An 18,815-nucleotide genomic window follows, 5' to 3' on the forward strand; every position below is an offset into this window, starting at 1 on the left:
GGCCCCGACCGCGCCCAGCGCGGCCGCACCCGCGCCCTCCGCCGCGCCGCCCGCCCCCGTGGCCGCGCCACCGGCGGTCGGCCGGCCGGTCGCCGGCCGGGCCTCCGGGCGTTGCATCGGCGCGACGGCCCGCAACGTCACCGACGGTGCCCGGCTGGAACTCCAGGACTGCACCGGCGGCGCCTGGCAGACCTGGGACTTCCGCCCCGACGGCACGGTCCGCGCCCAGGGTCTGTGCATGGATGTCGCCTGGGCGTCCGTGGCCGACGGCGCGGCGATCCAGGTGGCCAACTGCAACAACGGCCCGGCCCAGCAGTTCGTCCTCTCCGGCGCCGGGGACCTGGTGAACCCGCGGGCCGACAAGTGCGTGGACGCCAAGGACCTGGGCACCGGGGCCGGCACCCAGCTGCAGCTGTGGACCTGCGCCGGCACCACCAACCAGAAGTGGTACGTGCGCTGATCCGCCCCTCCGCCACCGCCCCTCCGCCACCGCCTGCCCGGCCGGTACGGGCGGGGTGACACCGGAAGGATTGACGCCACCAGGTGTGAGTGATTCACTACTCACATGACGAACGAACGACCCCGCCGACTGTCCACGGCGGACGAGCGCCGCGAGACGGTGCTGAGCACCGCCATCGGAGCCTTCGCCTCGCGGGGATACTTCGGCACCACCACCACCGAGGTCGGCAAGGCCGCCGGCATCTCGCAGGCCTACGTCTACCGACTCTTCCCCAACAAGGAGTCCCTGTTCGTCGCGGTCGTCGAGCACTGCTTCACCCGGGTCCGGGCGAGCCTGGAGGACGGCGCCGCGGCGGCGGACAGCAGCGCACCCGAGGTGGTGCTCACCGCCATGGGGGACGCCTACGCCAAGCTGATCAGCGACAACGACCTGATGCTCGTCCAGCTGCACGCCCAGGCGGCGGCCGTCTCCGAGCCGGCCATCCGCGACGCCGTCCGGGCCGGCTACGCCCGACTGGTGGAGTACGTGCGGGGCGCCTCCGGAGGCGAGGAGCGGCAGATCCAGGAGTTCTTCGCCACCGGCCTGCTCTGCCACCTCCTGGTCTCGATGGCCGCCGACGAGGTCGACGCCCCCTGGACCCGCACCCTGACGGCGGGGATCACCCACTACTGAGGAGCTCCGCACACCACCGGCCGCCCGGACCCGCCGGGCGCGCCCGGGCGGCCGGACGCACCGGACACGGCGCCGACGGCGCACACCTGGCGATCCACCACCTCCGACGCCGCACCACCTCCGACGCCCCATCACCTCCGACCCGCTCCGGCGAGGCGGCAGCCCGCGCCCCGCGCGGCCCGAGCGCCTCGCCGTCCTCGCGGCCACCAAAGTGAGTGGTTAACCACACATAGCCGTTCCAATGGAGTGCCCCGGGCCGCAGGCCCGGCGCACCCCCCTCCGGCCGACATGCCCCTGAAGGAGACCCGCCATGACCGAGCACACCGTCACCGTCGACGAGAACGCCCCCGCCGTCGTCCGCCTCACCACCACGATCCACGCCCCGCTCCACGTCGTCTGGGCCCTGCACACCGCCATCGACTCCTGGGCCACCTGGAACCCGGACATCGACCGAGCCCGGCTGGACGGGCCGCTGGCCGCCGGTGCCTCCTTCCGCTGGCTGACCCACGGCCTCGACATCACCTCGACCGTCCGCGAATTGGTGCCCGGCGTCCGCATCGTCTGGGGCGGCCCGGCCGCCGGCATCGACGGCGTCCACGTCTGGACCTTCCAGGAGTCCGCCGGCGTGGTGACCGTCCACACCGAGGAGTCCTGGAGCGGCGCCCCGGTCGAGGCGCGGCCCGTCGAGCTGACGGCGGCGCTGCGGGCCTCCCTGGAGAGCTGGCTGGGCCACCTCAAGGCCGAGGCCGAGCGCCGGTAGCCGGTGGCGCCCGACCGGCAGCGGCAGCCGCACGCCGCCGACCGGGGCCGCCACCGACCGCACCACCAAGCCACCGACCGCACCGCCAAGCGACCGACCACGCCACCACCACCGCACTCACCGGAAGAGGGTTCCGCCATGACCGCCGCCAAGCCGTACCTGACCGGCCACTACACGCCCGTCGCCGACGAGATCACGGCCACCGGCCTCACCGTCGAGGGCCGGCTGCCCACCGAACTGACCGGCCGCCTGATCCGCAACAGCCACAACCCCAAGCCCGGCGTCACCCCCACCCACTGGTTCAAGGGCAGCGGCATGGTCCACGGCATCCGCCTGCGCGACGGCCGCGCCGAGTGGTACCGCAACCGCTGGGTCCACACGCCCGCCCTCGACGGCGCCCCCTACCTCACCGAACACGGCCCCGACCTCACCGCCTCCACCGCCGGCACCCACGTCATCGAACACGCCGGACGCCTGCTCGCCCTCTGCGAGGCCAACCTCCCCTTCGAGCTGACGGCCGACCTGGAGACCGTGGGCGCCTACGACTTCGGCGGCAAGCTCACCTCGGCGATGACCGCGCACCCCAAGGTGGACCCGGCGACGGGCGAACTCCACTTCTTCGCCTCCTCGCCCTTCCCGCCCTACCTGATCCACCACGTCTCCTCCCCCGACGGCACCGTCCTGGAGAGCCAGGAGGTCCCCGGGGCGAGCGCCGCCCTCAAGCACGACTTCGCCGTCACCGCGCACCACGTCGTCTTCCTGGAGGGCTCCGTCACCTTCGACCCCGCCGAGCACTCCGGCATCCCCTACCGCTGGCACGACGCCCAGGCCGCCAGGATCGGCATCATGCCGCGCGGCGCCGGGGGCGCCGCCGACATCCGCTGGTACGAGATCGGCCAGGGCTACGCCATGCACCTCGCCAACGCCTACGAGGACGCCCGGGGCCGCGTCGTGGTGGAGGGCCCGGCCGTCGGCCGGGAGGGCTGGCAGCGCTCCTGGAACTGGTGGGTCGGCGCCCCCGAGCGCGGCGCGGAGCCCAACTCCGGCTCCCGCGCGCGGCGCTGGACCGTCGATCCGGCCACCGGCACCGTCCGCGAGGAACAGACCGACGACCTCACCGTCGAGTTCCCGACCATCAACGAGGAGTACCTCGGCCGCGAGCACCGCTACCAGTACGCGCTCTCGTTCCCCGACGACCTCGGGATCGGCAACCACACCCTGGTGAAGTACGACCGCGCCACCGGCGCCCGGCGGCTGCGGCCCTTCGGCACCGGCCGGCTCCCCAGCGAGGCCGTATTCGTCCCGGCCGAGGGTGCCACCGAGGAGGACGCCGGCTACCTGCTCACCGTCGTCGGCGACCTCAACACCGGCACCTCCGACCTGCTCGTCCTGGACGCCGCCGAACTCTCCGCCCCGCCGATCGCCACCGTGCGGCTACCGCGCCGGGTCCCGGCCATGATCCACGGCTCGTGGATCCCCGACAGCGCGCTCTGACCAGCGGCCCGCCGGGCGGCGGCGGCGACCGTCTCCGCCCCGGCCCCACCGCCGGGGCGGCCGCGCGACGCGCCGGCGGCGGCGGAGCTCGGACGCCCACCCGGGCCGCCACCGCGTCGCCGATGTGGATGAGCCCGCGCACCGGCAAGGTCGCCGGCCACGCGCTCTCCCATCGGCGACGCGGTGGCCGGCTCCGTCTCCGCATGGCGACCCGGGCGTCGCTCGGCCGGCCGGCCGAGGAGCAGCGGTGACCGCACCCGGCCGGCACGACCTCAGCCCCGGCCGGCGCGCCGGCCGATCACTACGGCCTACCGGACACGACGGTCAGCAGGTCACGACGGTCGAGACGGTCGCGTCCGAGGTAGGCCAACCCCACTGGTCCACCGAGAAGTTCGCGGTCACCGTCGAACCGCACGGCGCGGTGGTGGTGATGCCGCTGACGCGCGTCCCGCCCGCCAGCACCAGGACGGTCGGGGTGACCGGGGCCAGCGGGGCGCTGCCGACGACGGTGCCGGCGACCCGGAAGCCGACCTGCTGCGGCTGCCAGGCCGGGTTGGTGGGCGTGGCCTGCCCGTAGAAGGAGACCTGGTTGCCGGTCACCTCGATACAGGCCCGCGTCAGCAGGAAGCCGGGCGCGCCCGGGTTGCCGCAGGTCACGGTGGCGCCCACCGGGCCGGGAACGGGCGCGGCGGCGGCCTCCTGGGCGGTGGCGAGCGTGGCCAGGGTGGCGGCGGTGGCCAGTACGGCGGTCAGGGTCTTCACGGGGGTCTCCCTCGGTTGGTGCCCTCGCCGCAGAGCGAGAGCAATGTGCAATGTCACATCGTTCTCGTTGCATCATGGCAGTCACCCGGAAGCGCGGTGCTCATTTCCGTTTCCCGGAGCGCCCGTTCACCGTTATCGGCCACGGGTTGACCTGATCCGCCTGTCATGAGCCCTCCAGTCGACCCCGCCCGCGGCCGGCTCGCCAACACCGGCGACTCACCCCAGGACTCCGGGACCCGTGCGCCCGTACTCCCGTTCACCCGTACTCCCGTTCACCCGGAACCGGCCGGTCCCGGATCCCGGTCCTGACGCCAACACCCCTCGACCGAACGGGATGTGCGGCACCCCGACCGGTCAGCCGAGATTCGCGCCGCGGAACGACTGCCGGTAGCTGTTGGGCGGGACGCCGACGATCCGCTTGAACTGGCGCCGCAGCGTGGTGGCCGTCCCCATCCCGGTAGCCAGGGCCACCGCCTCGATGCTCTCGTCGGTGGCTTCCAGCAACTCCTGGGCGCGGCGCACACGCTGGGTCAGCAGCCACTGGAGCGGTGTCTGCCCGAGCACCGAGCGGAACTGCCGGCCGAGATTGCGGGGGCTGGTGTTCGCCCTGCGCGCCATGTCGGTCACCGTCAGCGGCCGGTCGAGCCGTTGCTGAGCCCAGGCGAGCACGGTGGACAGCGTGTGCTCACCCGACACCTGGACCGGCGTCGCCACGAACTGAGCCTGGCCGCCCGGCCGGTGGGGCGACATCACCAGGCGGCGAGCGACCGAGTTGGCGATGCCGGCACCGTGGTCGAGGTGGATCAGGTGCAGGCAGAGGTCCACGGCGGCCGCCTTGCCCGCAGAGGTGAGCACGCTCCCGTTGTCCGTGTAGAGCACATCCGGATCGACCACGGCCAGCGGATGGCGCGCGCTCAACTCGTCGGTGTGGGCCCAGTGGGTGGTGGCCCGCCGGCCGTCCAGCAGGCCCGCCGCGCCGAGCACGAACGCCCCGGTGCAGAGCGAGGCGACCCGGGCGCCCGCCGTGTGGGCCGCGCGCACGGCTTCGACCACGTCCGCCGGCAGCGGATCGTCGATGTCGGCGCAGGCGGGCACGATCACCGTGTCGGCGGTCACCAGACGCTCCAGCCCGTGGTCGGGCTCGACCGTGAACGGACCGACCCGCACCGGACCGGGCCCGCAGAGCAGTACGTCGTACCACCCGTCCACGGCCTCACGCGGGGGATTGCCGAAGATCTCGTGAGCCACCGCCAGCTCGAAGTGCAGCAGGCGTCCGACGGCAGGCAGGGCGACAGTGGGCATGTCCGAAACTGTACGGGTCGTGTCGTTCCGGACCATCACGGATCCGCACCCACCGCCGCCAGACTGGTCATCACCAAGGCGACGAGAGCGGGGAAAGCGATGAACAGGACGGCTGCAGTGATGGTCTACGGAGCGACGGGGCACACCGGTCGCTTCATCGTCGCCGAGCTGCACCGGCGAGGCTTCAGGACGATCGTCTCCGGCCGCGACGCGGCCCGGCTGGCCGCGCTGGCGGCCGAGTGGCCCGGCGTGGAACCCCGGCCGGCCACCGTCGACGACCCGGCGTCCCTGGACCGCGCCCTCGCCGGAGCGGCGGCCGTCGTGAACGCCGCCGGACCCTTCGCGGTGACCGGCCGCCCGGTCGTCGAGGCCGCCCTGCGCGCGGGGATCCCGTACGTCGACGTCGCCGCGGAGATCGAGGCGAACGTCGCGATGTTCGCCGACCACGCCGGCGCCGCCCGTGCGGCCGACGTCCCGGTGGTCCCGGCGATGGCCTTCTACGGCGGGCTGGGCGATCTGCTGACGACGGCGGTGATGGGCGAGTGGACGGCCGCGGATGTCGCGCACATCGCCTACGGGCTGAACAGCTGGCACCCCACGCCGGGGACCCGGAAGGCCGGACAGGTTTCGCACGACCGCCGCGCGGGCCGCAGGGTGAGGTTCACGGACGGCGCGCTGCGGTACCACGACGACAAGCCGGCCGAGCAGGAGTGGCACTTCCCCGCGCCGCTGGGCCGACGAGCGGTGTTCGGGGAGTTCACGATGGCCGATGTGGTCACCCTCCCCAGCCATCTGGCCGTGCCCGAGGTCCGCACCTACATGACCGTCGAGGCGGCGGGGGACCTCGCCAAGGAGGACACACCGGCGCCCGAGCCGGTCGACGACCTGGGGCGGTCGGACCAGACCTTCCTCGTCGACGTCCTGGTCACCGCGGGTGGCGTCGAACGCCGTGCCACGGCCCGGGGCCGGGACATCTACGCGATCACGGCCCCGCTGGCGGTGGAGGCCGTCGAGCGCATCCTGACCGGGCGCACGCGCACCACGGGCGTCGCCTCGGCCGGCGCGATGTTCGACGCGGCGGACTTCCTGCGGGCCCTGAGCCCGTACCTGTCGGTCGAACTCTCGCTCTGAGGTCGGGGTGCCCGGGTCGGCGGGCCCGGGTCGGCGTGCCCGCCCCCTGGGCACTCAGCCTGGCGCGCGGTGCGGGTCTCAGCCCGGAACACCGCCGGGGGCACTGTCCGGGGCGCTGCCCGACGTCGCGGTCCGGGGCAGCACCTCGGGTCGCTCCGGGCACTGGGGGTCGTACCGCAGGGCGAGCCGGTCACCTCGGCGCGGCACGTCGAAGGCCGGGAAGGTCTCGGTGACCGACTGGGTGAACTCCCGGCCGTCAGCGGTGGTGTAGCAGACGGTGACGACCAGTTCGGGACAGTCGTTGACGACGGCGCCGGTGCCGTGGAAGTCGACGACGGTGGCCCGCACCGTCACCCCGTACCGGTCGAGGCGCTCGGCCCGCTCGGCCCGCTCCCGCTCCTCGGCGAGGATCCCGCGACGGCGGCGGGCCTCGACCGGCATCGACCAGAGCGCGACCAGGGCGACCGCGGCGGCCGGTCCGAGCAGCCACGAGCTCGTGGTGTCGGCCCCCAGGGCGACCCCGGCCAGCAGGCAGAGCAGGCCGAGGAGGGTGCCGGCGCCGATCGGCAGGTCGGTGGAGGCCGAGGCGGAGCCGTCGGCGGCCAACACGAAGGCCGTGCCCAGGAGCAGGACCATACCGAGGATGACCCCGAGCGGGATGGACAGACCGATCCAGAAGTCGGACGATTCGCAGGCCCGCTCCTGGCCCTCGCCACAGCCCCCCTTCGCGATCATCCTCGCCGTACCCCAACCGATCAGCCAACCGTCCGACGTCAGCATCGCCGCGCAGACCGTCAGCCCCAACAGCTGGGCCACACCGGGCCGTCGGGGCTGGATGGGGACATCTGCGGTGATCTCTCCGGTCATTCGCGGATGCTACCGACGATCCCGCCCACTGGTCTGAACCATTGCATGCACGGCGGATGAACAGCGGAGGCCGACCCGCGCTGCCGCCGTCACCCGGGATCGGGCCCGGACGCACCGAGCGGGCGGACGCGGTGCCGAGGAGGCACCCGGCCCTGTCGGTGACCCCCGTTAGCCTGCGGCGGAGAGTTGATCACGCGGAGCACGGGGAGGCCCTGGACATGGGTGGCGACGAGTGGGCAGGCACGGGGCCGTACCGGCCGAACCTGACGGAGGCGTTGCGCCGGGCTCAGGAGCAGGAGTTGGCGAGGGACGACCGCGGGTTCCCCGGCAGGCACATCGCCGACCTGTGGGGGGACGGCGACTGGCGGGAGTTCATCCTCACCGGCGGCACCGGGACGGTACTCGACTTCTACGCGCTCCTCGATCCCCGGGCCGACGACGACTTCGCGATGGTCCGGCCGCTGACCGACTCCGAGGTACGCCGTTGGGCACCCGACGGCCGGCCGACGCGCGCCCAGTGGGAAGCCGCCCTCGGCACCACGTCCCTCCCCTACCCCGACCGGGGAATCGGCCACTGCACCGTCCTGTACCAGGACGGCGAGCCTGCCCACGTCGGCTACTGGGGCCGCACGGCCGACTAGACGAATCATTCCGACGTGGAAGTGATCGTGATCCTTCAGGTTGAGTGCCGCGGTCGCTGGCTTCGGGTGGAGTGGGCTGCTTGGATGCAGCCATGAGCACCGATCTGCCGAACGGCTATGAGATATCAGCCGATCCAGACCGTCTTGACCACGCGGTCGTACACCAGTGGCTGTCTGGGGATGCGTACTGGGCAATGGGGCGATCCCGGGAGAAGCAGGATGAGGCGATTGCCAACTCCCTGAACTTCGGGGTCTACGACAGCGGCACCGGTGTCCAGCTCGGCTATGCCCGCGTGGTCACCGACCGGGCCACGTTCGCATGGCTTTGTGATGTCTACATCGCCCGAGGAAGCCGGGGGATCGGCCTGGGGCACGCCCTCGTCGCCGCCGTCTGTGAGCATCTCGAACCCTACGGGCTGCGCCGGGTGCTGCTGGCCACCGCGGACGCACACGCGATCTACGCCAAGTCGGGCTTCTCGGCTCTTGAGAAGCCCGAGAAGTGGATGACGCTCGGCGCACAATAGGCCCCGTCCGTGGCCTGCTTGACACCGCCCCTTCACCCGAAGGGGCGGTGGTCGCTGACAGGGCGTCCAAGGCTCACACCTGTATCAAGCCGGTGTCCCCACCTCAACGGCAAGGTCGAGCGCTCGCACCGGATCGACGCCGAGGAGTTCCACCGCACGCTCGCCGGTGTCGTCATCGACGACACCGGTCTCTTCAACGACAAGCTCCGAGCATGGGGGGACTGCTACGCCTTCCACCGCCCGCACGGCGCGCTCGGCGGCCAGACCCCCTACGAACGCCTCAAGACCGAGAGCCAGCTGCAACCGAGCTCCGGCAGACGCACACCTAGAGCGGCAGGTCGCCCGCGAGGTCCGGCGTTCGGGGTGATCCGTCGCCGCCGAGGTCGCGCAGCCGGTGGGCGGCTGACGCGGCGGAGAGCAGCGCGGGGGCGGCCGCCAGGGCGAAGCAGAGCGCCAGGGGCAGCCGGTCGACCAGCAGGCCGATCGTCGCGGTGCCGCCCGCCGAGCCGGCGTTGAAGGCGGTGTTCACCCAGGCGCCGGCCCGGGTGCGGGCCCGTGGCGCGGCCGTCTCGTCGGCGATCAGGTAGGCGGTGGTGATGACGGGCGAGACGAACAGCCCGGCCAGCGCGACGGCGGCGGCCAACACGGGGAGGTTCGGCGCCAGGCCCGCGCCCGCCAGCCCCAGGCCCAGCCCGGCGAGCAGCAACGGCAGCCGGGCCCGGTTCGGGGCGGACCAACCCACGGCGCCGTAGGCCAGCCCCCCGACGGCACTGCCGGCCGAGAGCGCCGCCAGGACCCAGGCGACCGCCCCGGCCCGCCCGTGCTCCTCGGCGAAGGCCACCACCATCAGGTCGAGCGCCCCGAGCCCCAGCCCGGTCGCGGCCGAGGCGAGCACCGCCCGGCGCAGCTCTCTCCCACCGTCCGGGCGCTCGCCGGGTGCGGCCGGCCCGGTCCGGTCCGCCTCCCGCGCGACCGGGGAGGAGGCCAGCGCCAGCGTTCCCGCCAGCACGAGCCCGGCTCCCGCGGCCACCCCGGCCGCCGGACCCGCGACCGCGAGCAGCAGCCCCACCAGCAGCGGGCCGCTGACGAACAGCAGTTCCTCGGCGACGGTGTCCAGACTGTACGCCCGTCGGAGCAGCCTCTGGTCCGGCAGCAGCCGGCGCCAGAGCGTTCGCATCACCGGACCGAGCGGCGGGGTGCAGGCACCGGCGGCGACCACCAGAGCACCCACCAGGACCGCAGGTGTGCCCGGCCGCCAGGTGGCGCCGGCCACCAGGGCCAGCAGCCCGGCGTACAGCGCGGCCATCGGCGGCAGCGCGCGCCGGGGGCCGTGCCGGTCGACCAGGGCGGCCCGGGCCGGCGAGAGAAGGACGCTGGTCATCCCGAACAGGGCCAGCACGGTACCGGCCACGGGGTAGGAGCCGGTGGCGTCCCGGACGGCCAGCATCATGGCGAGCGGGACCATCCCGTACGAGAGCCGGCCCAGCAGGGCGGCTCCGAAGGCGCGGCCGGCCTGCGGGGCGCGCAGGACAGCGGCGTAGGAGGGGGTGGGCGAAGACAAGGGAGAGGTTCCTCGGCGAAGGCGGGCAGGGCGGGGCCGTACCCGAAGGCGTGCGGGGACACCGGAGCGCCGTGCCCGGTGAGCGGGGGCACGGTCGTGGCGGGTCCACTACGCACGGGGGAGGAACATGCCCGGAACCGTAGCAGACCCGCCGAACCGGCCGGTGGCGTCCGTGTCCGGATACGACCCGCTCCAGGAGAAGCCGCACCGGTCGGGGCGCTCGGGCGAGCCTCCGTCGAGGCTGCTGAAGCCCTGGCGCCTGCCGACGGTGTCGGCAGCCTCTGGGTCGACCCGGGTGGCGACGACGCCGAACCAAGCCGTTCGGCCACCGGTCGGCGGGCAGGCCACCGGGCCCTCGGGCGTGACCGTACCGTCCAGCGCCGCGAGGTGGTGCGAGATCCGTACCGTGCCGTGCACCTCGGAGGGCAGCCCCTGCGACGCCCCCGGAACCAGACGGCTGAACAGCACCGGACGACTGAACGGCACCGACCCCACCTCGAAGGTGAACGTCGTGTCCTCGTCGGGAGGGCAACCGGAGGAAACCGCCCCGCGCCGCCCACCACCACCGGGGCCCCGACCGAACCGCCGCGGGTGACGCGCTCCGGGGACCCCCGACCGGCGAGGAGGACGCGCACCCGCCCACGGCGACGAGAAGCGCGGCGACGACGACCGCCCCGGTGGTCGCCCTCACCCGGGCCGTGGTGATGATGACGGACATACCGCGCTCCCTCGTCCGATGCGCCCGCCGGCCCAGGGCCGGGGCTTCCTCCCGCTGACGGGTCCAGCATCGCGCTCCTGTCCAGGGCGGCACATCTGCCGTTCGGCAGGTTCCAAGCGCCCGTCAACCCTCCTCCCCCTGCCGTTCGGCAGGGGGAGGAGGGGCAGGACAGGGGCAGGACAGGGCCCGCGCCGGGCCGGGGCACGGAGCGGCGAACCTCGAACGCGGAACCGGACCCCGCCCGGCCCGTCGTCCCGCGCGACGGTCACACTGTCGGGGTGCGGGATATCACGAGGGAGGGCGTGGCCATGTCCGAGAGGGTCTTCCACCCCGGGATCGGGGCGCTGCTCACCGTTCCGGGGCCTGACGGGCTCCGGATCCTGACTCCGGAGCTGCCGCCCGTCAGCTCCCGGTACGGGGCGCCGGTCGAGGTCGCCATCCTGCTGGAGCGCGGTGACGACCTGGACCGGGTGGACCTCGCCCTGGTCGCCGAGGTGCTCGGCCGGGTCGACCACTACCTGACCCTGGGGCTCGGCTTCGTGCGCGGGGCGATGGAGGCCGACCCGGGATTCTTCGGCCTCACCGCGGCGGAACTCGCCCGCCACCGCGGCCCCGGTCCCGCCGACGTCCCGCTGGAGGCACCGCAGCTGACCTTCTACGTCGACACCTGGCACCTGCGGTTCGCCGAGGGGCGGCTGCCGATCTGCGCCCCGTACGGCCTCGCGATCGTCTTCGACGGTCACCGACCCGTCCGGGTCGAGGACTTGAGCGAAGCCACGGACATCGACGCCGAGAGCTGAGCTGCCCCCGGACACCAAGCCACCCCGCCCCCGCGAGCGCTACGCCTCGCCGGCGCGCAGCGGGTAGCGCGGGACGGAGCGGCGACGGGCGATCCGCCAGCCGTCCTCGGTGCGGACGTAGACGTCGAAGTAGTCCCCGTTGTAGACCGTCCCGTCGGACTGGATCGCCAGGTAGCGGCTGCGGCCCCGGACGGTGCCGTCCGGTTCCGCGGTGAGCACGCTGTCCAGGGTGTGCTGGTCGGGGGAACGGTTGCCGAGGTCGCGGCTGAACACCCGGATGTCCTCCAGACCGCTGAACACCGCTCCGGTACGAGCCAGTTCCAGCACTCCGTCGGCCGCGAAGACCTCCCCCAGTGCCTTGGTGTCGGCGTTGTCGAAGGCGTGCGAGAAGCGGGCGAGCAGTTGGCGGATCTGCTCGGCATCGGTCGGGGACAGGTCGGCGGCCATACGGTCTCCTCGGCGGGGAAGTCTGGGGGGAGCGGGGGGAAGGCAGGGGAAGAGCAGGGGGGGAGAGCAGGAGAAAGGGCAAGAGAAACGGCAGGTGGGAAGGCCTGCCCCGGAGCGAAGCACCCCGACCGGCCGCCGTCAGCGACAGAGGCAGCCGGTGCGCCGTACCGGACCGACGCCGAACCGGGCCGCCGACCTGGCACCCACGGCGCCGCGTCCACCCGTCCGCTGTGCCACGACGCTCTCCGTCCCCCGACCGACCGGGCCACCAGAACCACCATGGCCACTGCTGTACCGCTGACATGACGTCATGTCAGTCGAGTCCGACCCCGGACATCCCATCGTGAGCAGGGGGTGCCTGCCAGCCGTCCGGGGTCGGCGGCCGACGTTCGCCGCCGCCCCCGAGTCTAGGAAGGCGGCGACGATCAATCAACGCCCCGACCAGGGATTCAGCACCCCGGCGACCTCCCGCAACCGCACGCCACAGGGCCGCAACACGGCCGCCACAAAGCCACGGTGAGGCCGCACCCCGACCACGGCGAAGGCCCTCGCGCCCCCGACCGCACCCCAGGACCCCCCCGCCCCCGACCGCACCCCACCGAGCACCCCACCGACCGGAGACCCCGGACAACCGGGCGGACCCCGGACAGCCGAGAAGGCCCGGGCGGCAGCACCCGGGCCTTCGTCACGACGGGGTTCAGCAGGCGCAGGAGATCCCGGAGCGGGGAGCGGTCAGGTCGTCCACGGGCCGCTGCTCGGTGCCGTGGTCGGTGTCGTAGGCGAAGCCCTCGCGGGCCCAGTACTCGAAGCCGCCCAGCATCTCCTTCACCGGGTGGCCGAGCCGGGCGAAGGCGAGGGCGGCTCGGGTGGCGCCGTTGCAGCCGGGGCCCCAGCAGTAGGTGACGACGGTGGCCGAGGGGTCGATCAGCAGCGGCGCCAGTTCGGCGATCCGGGCGGTGGGGATGTGCACCGCGCCCGGGATCCGGCCCTGTGCCCAGGCCGCCTCGCCGCGGGAGTCGACCACGACCACCCCGGGGACGCCGGCGGCCAGGTCGGCGTGCACGTCCGAGACGTCGGCCTCGAAGGAGAGGCGGGCGAGGAAGTGCGCGGCGGCGACGGCCGGGGCGGCGGCGGGGACGCTGAGAACGGCGCTGGTGGTCATCGGGGTGCTCCTCGAACTGGTACCGGGGCCCGCCCTGTTCGGCGGTGGTTCGATCCTGGCCCGCCGGGGCCGGGGCCCACGAGTGGCGCGATCGCCCACCTTCGTCAAGATACCGCCAGGCCTTGGGCGCCCAGCCGGGCCCGTAGCCCGAGCAGTTCGTGCCGGGCGAGGGCGGGCAGCGCGGTGGCGGCGTCGTCCAGCACCGGAGCGAGCAGGGCCACGGCGGTCTGCGGATCGTGGGCGCACAGGTGACAGTCGGCCATCCGAATGGTGAACAGCACGCGTGTGGTGGGCAGTTGGTCGGGCGCCAGGAGTCGCAGCGCGGTGTCGGCGGCGTCCACGGCGCGCAGGGCCAGCCGGTGGTCCCCGACGGCGGCGGAGGCGTCGCGCAGCGCGGCGGCCGCGCCCGACTCCACCCGCAGCCGCATCGAGGCGATGGAGAGCCAGGGCGCGTCCGTCTCGTCGTGCTCGCCGATGTGGTCGAGGTGGAGCCGGGCGCGGGCGATGTGCCGGACCGTCGCCCGGACGTCCCCCGCCAGGGCGTGCGCCCGGGCCTGGCCGACCTGGGACATCGCGCCGGCCCAGTGCCGGCCGGGCGCGGCGCGGGCGATCTCGCGGGCGAAGCCGAGCGCGGCGGCCGGGTCGCCGTCGAGCCGGGCGAGGGTGCTCATATCGCTCAGCGCCGCGACCTGGGTGGCCGGGTCGTCGGCCAGTTCGGACCAGGTGAGGGCACGGTCGAAGCAGGCCATCGCGGTGGCGTTGCGACCGTGCTGCATCCGCAGCCCGCCGGCGGCGTGCGCGTACTCGGCGGCGAGCCGGGCGAGCGGGCGGCGGGCCCGGGTGTCGGTGGCGCGGGCGAGCCGGCGCAGGATCACCCGCAGGGTCTCCTCGACCGCGGCGGTGCCCGGCCCGGCGGGCGCCTCGCCGGCCCGCAGGTGGGCGGCGAGCAGGCCGGTGAGGGCGTGCGCCGTGTCGGCGTCCAGCGGCGGCGCGGTGTCCGGGTCGGCGGTACAGAACGCGGCGTGCAGGACGGCCAGTTCGCCCGCTTCGGGGACGGCGCAGCCGGCCGCGCCGTGCAGCGGGCAGAGCAGCCCGTAGTCGGGCAGCCGGCGGGGCGGGCCGCCGGCGGCGAGCGGCGGCAGCACCGGTTCGGGGGCGGCCGGGCCGCCGGGCAGCGGCGGGCGGGCCCAGCCGGCCGGGGCGGGCGCGGGCGCCGCGGCGGCCCGGGCGGGCCGGTCCCACTCCCCCGCGTCGGCTTCCTCGGCCCGGAGGCAGGCGGTGTGGAGTTCGCCGTCGGCGTCGAGCAGGCCGTCCAGCCGCTCGGCGATCCGCGGGGTGGTGCGGCGGGCCCCGTGTTCGAGCTTGCTGACGGCGGTGTGGTCGTAGCCGATCTCGGCGCCGAGTTGGGCCTGGGTGAGGCCGGCCCGGCGGCGCCAGTGCCGCAGGCGGGCACCGAAGGCCCGCCAGAGCGCGTCGGCCGACGGCGAACCGGCGGTCGGCGGACCGGCCGACGGCGAACCGGCGGTCGGCGGACCGGCCGACGGCGAACCGGCGGTCGGCGGACCGGCCGACGGCGAACCGGCGGGCGGTACGTCGGCGTGGTTCCGGTGCACGGGGCTGCCCTCCCGAGTCGATCCGGTGACGAGTCGGCCCGGTGACGAGTCGATCCGATGACGAGTCCGTTCCGGCGAGCCGGTCCTGACGGTCCGTTTCCGGCGGAGCGGCCCCGACGAACCGACCCGGCTCCGGCGGAGCGGCCCCGGTCCTTCCGATGAACAGGACGGTACTGGACCGACCGCGGTCCGTACATGAGGTGGTCTCAACCTCTTGGTCTCAACCTCTCCACAAAACCCGCAGCTTGACAGAACTTGCCAACCGCACGAATGCCATGCCGCACCCGTTGACCGTGGCATGACGGCGTGTGAGGGTTCCGGCACCCGAGCGCGGACGCCCGCAGCGGCCGTCCCCCGATGCGGCCCCGCGGTGAGCGCCAGACAGGCACGTCGTCCGCGGTCGAGCACCCCCACGTTCGAGGAGCCTCGGAATGAAACGCAGATTGCTGACGGCGGGAACCACCCTGACCGTCCTGGCCGGCATGCTCACCGCCACCGCGGTCGGGCAGGCCGCCGCCGACCCGGGTCCGGCCGTGAGCGCGCCGCCCAGCGCGCTGGCCGCCGCCGTCTCCGCCGCCGACCAGGCGGCCGCGGCGGGCCTGGACGCCCTGGCCAAGGGCCCGGGCGAGACCTATGAGCGCCAGTCCGTCACCCCGTGGCTCGGCGGCCTCTACTCCGTCGCCTACGAGCGCACCTACCGGGGCCTCCCGGTGGTCGGCGGCGACGCCGTCGTGATAGCCGACGGCCAGGGCAAGGTCCGCGGCCTGCAGTCCGCGGCCACCGGGCCGGTCGGCGGGACGGCCGTCGCGCCGCTGGCCACCGCACCGCTGGTCAGCGCCGCCAACGCGGAGAAGACCGCGCGCGCCAAGCTGGCCGCCGTGGACGGGGTCGACACCCGCCGCCTGGTGGTCAAGGTCCAGGACGGCACCGGGCGGCTCGCCTGGGAGACCGTGGTCAACGGCCGGACCTCCGCCGCGCCGAGCCGGCTGCACGTCTTCGTCGACGCCCGCACCGGCGAGGTGATCGACAGCTACGACGACGTCAAGGCCGGTACCGCCAACAGCAAGTGGAACGGCCCGGCGCCGGTGACGATCAGCACCACCGCCTCGGGCGGCACGTACTCGCTGCGCGACCCCAGCCGGTCCGGGCTGAGCTGTGCGGACTACACGTCCGGCCAGGTGTTCTCCAAGTCGAGCGACTCCTGGGGCACCGGCAACCCGACCAGCAAGGAGACCGGCTGCGCCGACGTGATGTTCGCGGCGCAGAAGGAATGGGACATGCTCCGCGACTGGTTGGGCCGCAGCGGCCACAACGGCAACGGCGGCAGCTGGCCGGTCAAGGTCGGCCTGAACGACGTCAACGCCTACTGGGACGGCTCCTCCGTCTCGATCGGCCACAACAACGCCAACGAGTGGATCGCCTCGATCGACGTGGTCGGCCACGAGTTCGGCCACGGCATCGACCAGTACACGCCGGGCGGCGCCAACAACGAGAACGGCCTCGGCGAGGCCACCGGCGACATCTTCGGCGCGCTCACCGAGGCGTACGCCAACGAGCCGTCCCCGTACGACAACCCCGACTACACCGTCGGCGAGATGATCAACCTGGTCGGCAGCGGGCCGATCCGGAACATGTACAACCCCTCGCTGGTGAGCAACAACCCGAACTGCTACTCGGCGTCGATCCCGAGCACCGAGGTGCACGCCGCGGCGGGCCCGCTGAACCACTGGTTCTACCTGCTCGCCGAGGGCTCCAACCCGGGCGGCGGCAAGCCCACCAGCCCCACCTGCAACAACTCCGCGGTGACCGGCGTCGGCATCAAGGACGCCGGCCGGATCTTCTACGGCGGCATGCTGCTCAAGACGAGCGGCATGACGCACAAGAAGTACCGGGTGGCCACCCTGACCGCCGCCAAGAGCCTCGACCCCAGCTGCACCCTGTACACCCGCACCAAGGCGGCCTGGGACGCGATCAGCGTCACCGCCCAGACCGGTGAGCCCACCTGCGCGCCGAGCGGGAACAACGACTACTCGCTGGCCCTCAACCCGGCATCCGGCTCCGTGCAGCCCGGTTCCGCCACCACCGCCACGGTGAGCACCGCGGTCACCTCGGGCACCGCCCAGACCGTCAACCTGGCCGTCTCCGGCGCCCCGGCCGGCGTCACCGCCTCGGTGAGCCCGTCCTCGGTGCAGGCCGGCTCCTCCGCGACGCTGAACGTGTCGACCACCTCCGCCGCCGCGGCCGGGACGTACGTCCTGACCGTGACCGGCACCGGCTCCGCCACGCACACCGCGCAGTACACGCTCACCGTCGGGGGCGGCAACCCCAACCCGACCGTGCCCGACATCAGCGTCGCCAACGTGCAGGCGCACCTGGCGCAGCTGAACACCATCGCCACCCAGAACGGCGGCAACCGGCGGGCCGGCACCGCCGGCCACAGCCAGTCGCTCGCCTACATCAAGGGCAAGCTGCAGGCCGCCGGCTACACCGTCAGCGAGCAGACCTGCACCTCGTGCACCTACAGCTCCAACAACCTGATCGCGGACTGGCCGGGCGGCCCGACCGACCAGGTCACCATGTTCGGCGCCCACCTGGACAGCGTCGCCGCCGGCCCCGGCATCAACGACAACGGTTCGGGCTCCGCCGTCCTGCTGGAGAACGCGCTGACGCTCGCCCAGCAGAACCCCACCCTGACCCGGCACGTCCGGTTCGCCTGGTGGACGGGTGAGGAGCAGGGCCTGCAGGGCTCGCAGTACTACGTCAACCAGCTGGGCTCCACCCAGCGCAGCGCCATCAAGGGCTACTACAACTTCGACATGGTCGGCTCGCCCAACGCCGGCTACTTCATCAACAACATCGGCTCCACCGCCTCCGCCCCGATGAAGGCCTACTGGGACTCCCTGGGCGTCCAGCCCGAGGAGAACGTCGAGGGCCAGGGCCGCTCGGACGACTACTCCTTCCAGCAGGGCGGCATCCCGACCTCCGGCTACGCGGCCGGCGCCAGCGCCGTCAAGACCGCCGCCCAGGCGGCCAAGTGGGGCGGCACCGCCAACCGGGCCTACGACTCCTGCTACCACCAGGCGTGCGACACCACGAGCAACATCAACGCCACCGCGCTGGACCGCAGCGCCGACGGCGTCGCGTACACCCTGTGGAAGACCTCGGTCGGCACCGGCCCGATCCCGACCAACGACTTCTCGGTCGCGGTCAGCCCGACCACCGGCAACGCCCTCCCGGGCGGCACCACCAGTGCCACGGTCGGCACCGCCACCACCGCCGGCTCCGCCCAGACGGTGAACCTCACCGCCTCGGGCGCGCCCAGCGGGGTCACCGCCTCGGTCAGCCCGTCCTCGGTGCAGTCCGGCTCCTCCGCGACGCTGAACGTCTCGGTCGGGTCCTCGGTCCCGGCCGGCACCTACACCATCACCGTGACCGGCACCGGTTCGGTCACCCACAGCACGACCTACTCGCTGGTGGTCGGCACCGACCCGGGCAACCCGGGCGGCACCTGGACGCCGGGCACCACCTACCAGGCGGGTGACGTGGTCACCTGGAACGGCCTCAGCTACCGCTGCCTCCAGGGCCACACCGCCCAGGTCGGCTGGGAGCCCAACATCGTCCCGGCCCTCTGGCAGCAGATCTGACCTGATCCGATCTGTTCCGGAGACCTACGGGACCAGGCCGGGCCGCGGTTCGTCGAGGGGGACGAGCCGCGGCCCGGCCGCCTGTACGGCGGGGGCCACCGGGGGCACGACGGGGTGCCACCCGGGCCGGCGGCCGATCCGGGCGGCGAGGACGACCGCGCGGACCGGCACCCTGCCGCGGTGGCAGGGCCCCCCCGGGGGGGGGGGGGGCGCCCCCCCCTGCACCGCGCGGCGGCCGGGCCCCCCGCCCCCCCCCC

18 protein-coding genes are annotated in these 18,815 nt (G+C 73.8%); 9 read left to right on the forward strand and 9 right to left on the reverse strand.

Annotation, left to right across the window (positions count from 1 at the left end; translation table 11 throughout):
• The 4 genes from ACFXHB_RS40575 to ACFXHB_RS40590 form a co-directional block, all read left to right on the forward strand.
• Positions 1-460, forward strand: a 460-nt coding sequence (locus ACFXHB_RS40575) for a ricin-type beta-trefoil lectin domain protein (RefSeq protein WP_380581483.1), incomplete at its 5' end; no start/stop codon positions are given.
• A 105-nt stretch (positions 461-565) separates the two neighbouring features.
• Positions 566-1,132 carry a TetR/AcrR family transcriptional regulator gene (locus ACFXHB_RS40580; protein WP_380581485.1) on the forward strand — a complete coding sequence of 189 codons (567 nt, stop codon included), beginning with the start codon at positions 566-568 and terminating at the stop codon, positions 1,130-1,132.
• Positions 1,133-1,442: 310 nt separating this feature from the next.
• Positions 1,443-1,892, forward strand: a complete 450-nt coding sequence (locus ACFXHB_RS40585) for an SRPBCC family protein (protein WP_380581487.1) — start codon at positions 1,443-1,445, stop codon at positions 1,890-1,892.
• Positions 1,893-2,030: 138 nt separating this feature from the next.
• Positions 2,031-3,386: a carotenoid oxygenase family protein gene (locus tag ACFXHB_RS40590; protein WP_380581489.1), complete on the forward strand. Its 1,356-nt coding sequence runs from the start codon at positions 2,031-2,033 to the stop codon at positions 3,384-3,386.
• A gap of 324 nt (positions 3,387-3,710) precedes the next feature.
• On the opposite strand, the gene ACFXHB_RS40595 is transcribed toward ACFXHB_RS40590, so the two are convergent.
• Positions 3,711-4,148, reverse strand: coding sequence for a hypothetical protein (locus tag ACFXHB_RS40595; protein ID WP_380581491.1), 438 nt, complete (start codon positions 4,146-4,148; stop codon positions 3,711-3,713).
• 354 nt (positions 4,149-4,502) lie between these two features.
• Positions 4,503-5,450, reverse strand: a complete 948-nt coding sequence (locus ACFXHB_RS40600; protein WP_380581493.1) for a helix-turn-helix domain-containing protein — start codon at positions 5,448-5,450, stop codon at positions 4,503-4,505.
• A 99-nt stretch (positions 5,451-5,549) separates the two neighbouring features.
• On the opposite strand from ACFXHB_RS40600, the gene ACFXHB_RS40605 reads away from it, so the two are divergent.
• On the forward strand, positions 5,550-6,581 hold the full coding sequence (locus tag ACFXHB_RS40605; protein WP_380581495.1) for a saccharopine dehydrogenase NADP-binding domain-containing protein: 1,032 nt from the start codon (positions 5,550-5,552) through the stop codon (positions 6,579-6,581).
• Between the two features lie 78 nt (positions 6,582-6,659).
• Here ACFXHB_RS40605 and ACFXHB_RS40610 read toward each other — a convergent pair whose 3' ends face one another.
• Positions 6,660-7,448 carry a hypothetical protein gene (locus tag ACFXHB_RS40610; protein ID WP_380581497.1) on the reverse strand — a complete coding sequence of 263 codons (789 nt, stop codon included), beginning with the start codon at positions 7,446-7,448 and terminating at the stop codon, positions 6,660-6,662.
• A 218-nt stretch (positions 7,449-7,666) separates the two neighbouring features.
• Between ACFXHB_RS40610 and ACFXHB_RS40615 the strand changes: the two genes are divergently transcribed.
• Positions 7,667-8,089: a hypothetical protein gene (locus ACFXHB_RS40615; protein WP_380581499.1), complete on the forward strand. Its 423-nt coding sequence runs from the start codon at positions 7,667-7,669 to the stop codon at positions 8,087-8,089.
• 92 nt (positions 8,090-8,181) lie between these two features.
• Positions 8,182-8,613: a GNAT family N-acetyltransferase gene (locus ACFXHB_RS40620; RefSeq protein ID WP_380581501.1), complete on the forward strand. Its 432-nt coding sequence runs from the start codon at positions 8,182-8,184 to the stop codon at positions 8,611-8,613.
• 84 nt (positions 8,614-8,697) lie between these two features.
• On the opposite strand, the gene ACFXHB_RS40625 is transcribed toward ACFXHB_RS40620, so the two are convergent.
• The 3 genes from ACFXHB_RS40625 to ACFXHB_RS40635 form a co-directional block, all read right to left on the reverse strand.
• A complete protein-coding gene (locus ACFXHB_RS40625; protein ID WP_380581503.1) occupies positions 8,698-8,916 on the reverse strand; it encodes a hypothetical protein in 219 nt (72 codons plus the stop codon).
• 22 nt (positions 8,917-8,938) lie between these two features.
• Positions 8,939-10,174 carry an MFS transporter gene (locus tag ACFXHB_RS40630; RefSeq protein WP_380581505.1) on the reverse strand — a complete coding sequence of 412 codons (1,236 nt, stop codon included), beginning with the start codon at positions 10,172-10,174 and terminating at the stop codon, positions 8,939-8,941.
• 108 nt (positions 10,175-10,282) lie between these two features.
• The gene (locus ACFXHB_RS40635; RefSeq protein WP_380581507.1) at positions 10,283-10,660 is read right to left on the reverse strand and encodes a hypothetical protein; all 378 of its coding nucleotides are present in this window, start codon (positions 10,658-10,660) and stop codon (positions 10,283-10,285) included.
• 540 nt (positions 10,661-11,200) lie between these two features.
• On the opposite strand from ACFXHB_RS40635, the gene ACFXHB_RS40640 reads away from it, so the two are divergent.
• Positions 11,201-11,692, forward strand: a complete 492-nt coding sequence (locus ACFXHB_RS40640; protein ID WP_380581509.1) for a hypothetical protein — start codon at positions 11,201-11,203, stop codon at positions 11,690-11,692.
• Positions 11,693-11,731: 39 nt separating this feature from the next.
• On the opposite strand, the gene ACFXHB_RS40645 is transcribed toward ACFXHB_RS40640, so the two are convergent.
• The 3 genes from ACFXHB_RS40645 to ACFXHB_RS40655 all read right to left on the reverse strand — a co-directional run bounded on the left by ACFXHB_RS40645 (position 11,732) and on the right by ACFXHB_RS40655 (position 14,914).
• Positions 11,732-12,139 (reverse strand): nuclear transport factor 2 family protein, encoded by a 408-nt coding sequence (locus tag ACFXHB_RS40645; protein ID WP_380581511.1) that lies wholly within the window; start codon positions 12,137-12,139, stop codon positions 11,732-11,734.
• 697 nt (positions 12,140-12,836) lie between these two features.
• Positions 12,837-13,301 (reverse strand): rhodanese-like domain-containing protein, encoded by a 465-nt coding sequence (locus ACFXHB_RS40650; protein WP_380581513.1) that lies wholly within the window; start codon positions 13,299-13,301, stop codon positions 12,837-12,839.
• Positions 13,302-13,405: 104 nt separating this feature from the next.
• A complete protein-coding gene (locus ACFXHB_RS40655; protein WP_380581515.1) occupies positions 13,406-14,914 on the reverse strand; it encodes a helix-turn-helix domain-containing protein in 1,509 nt (502 codons plus the stop codon).
• Positions 14,915-15,345: 431 nt separating this feature from the next.
• Between ACFXHB_RS40655 and ACFXHB_RS40660 the strand changes: the two genes are divergently transcribed.
• Positions 15,346-18,558 carry a M28 family peptidase gene (locus ACFXHB_RS40660; protein ID WP_380581518.1) on the forward strand — a complete coding sequence of 1,071 codons (3,213 nt, stop codon included), beginning with the start codon at positions 15,346-15,348 and terminating at the stop codon, positions 18,556-18,558.
• Positions 18,559-18,815: the final 257 nt, after the last annotated feature.

The sequence above is a fragment of the Kitasatospora sp. NPDC059327 genome (assembly GCF_042752535.1).
GTDB lineage: Bacteria > Actinomycetota > Actinomycetes > Streptomycetales > Streptomycetaceae > Kitasatospora.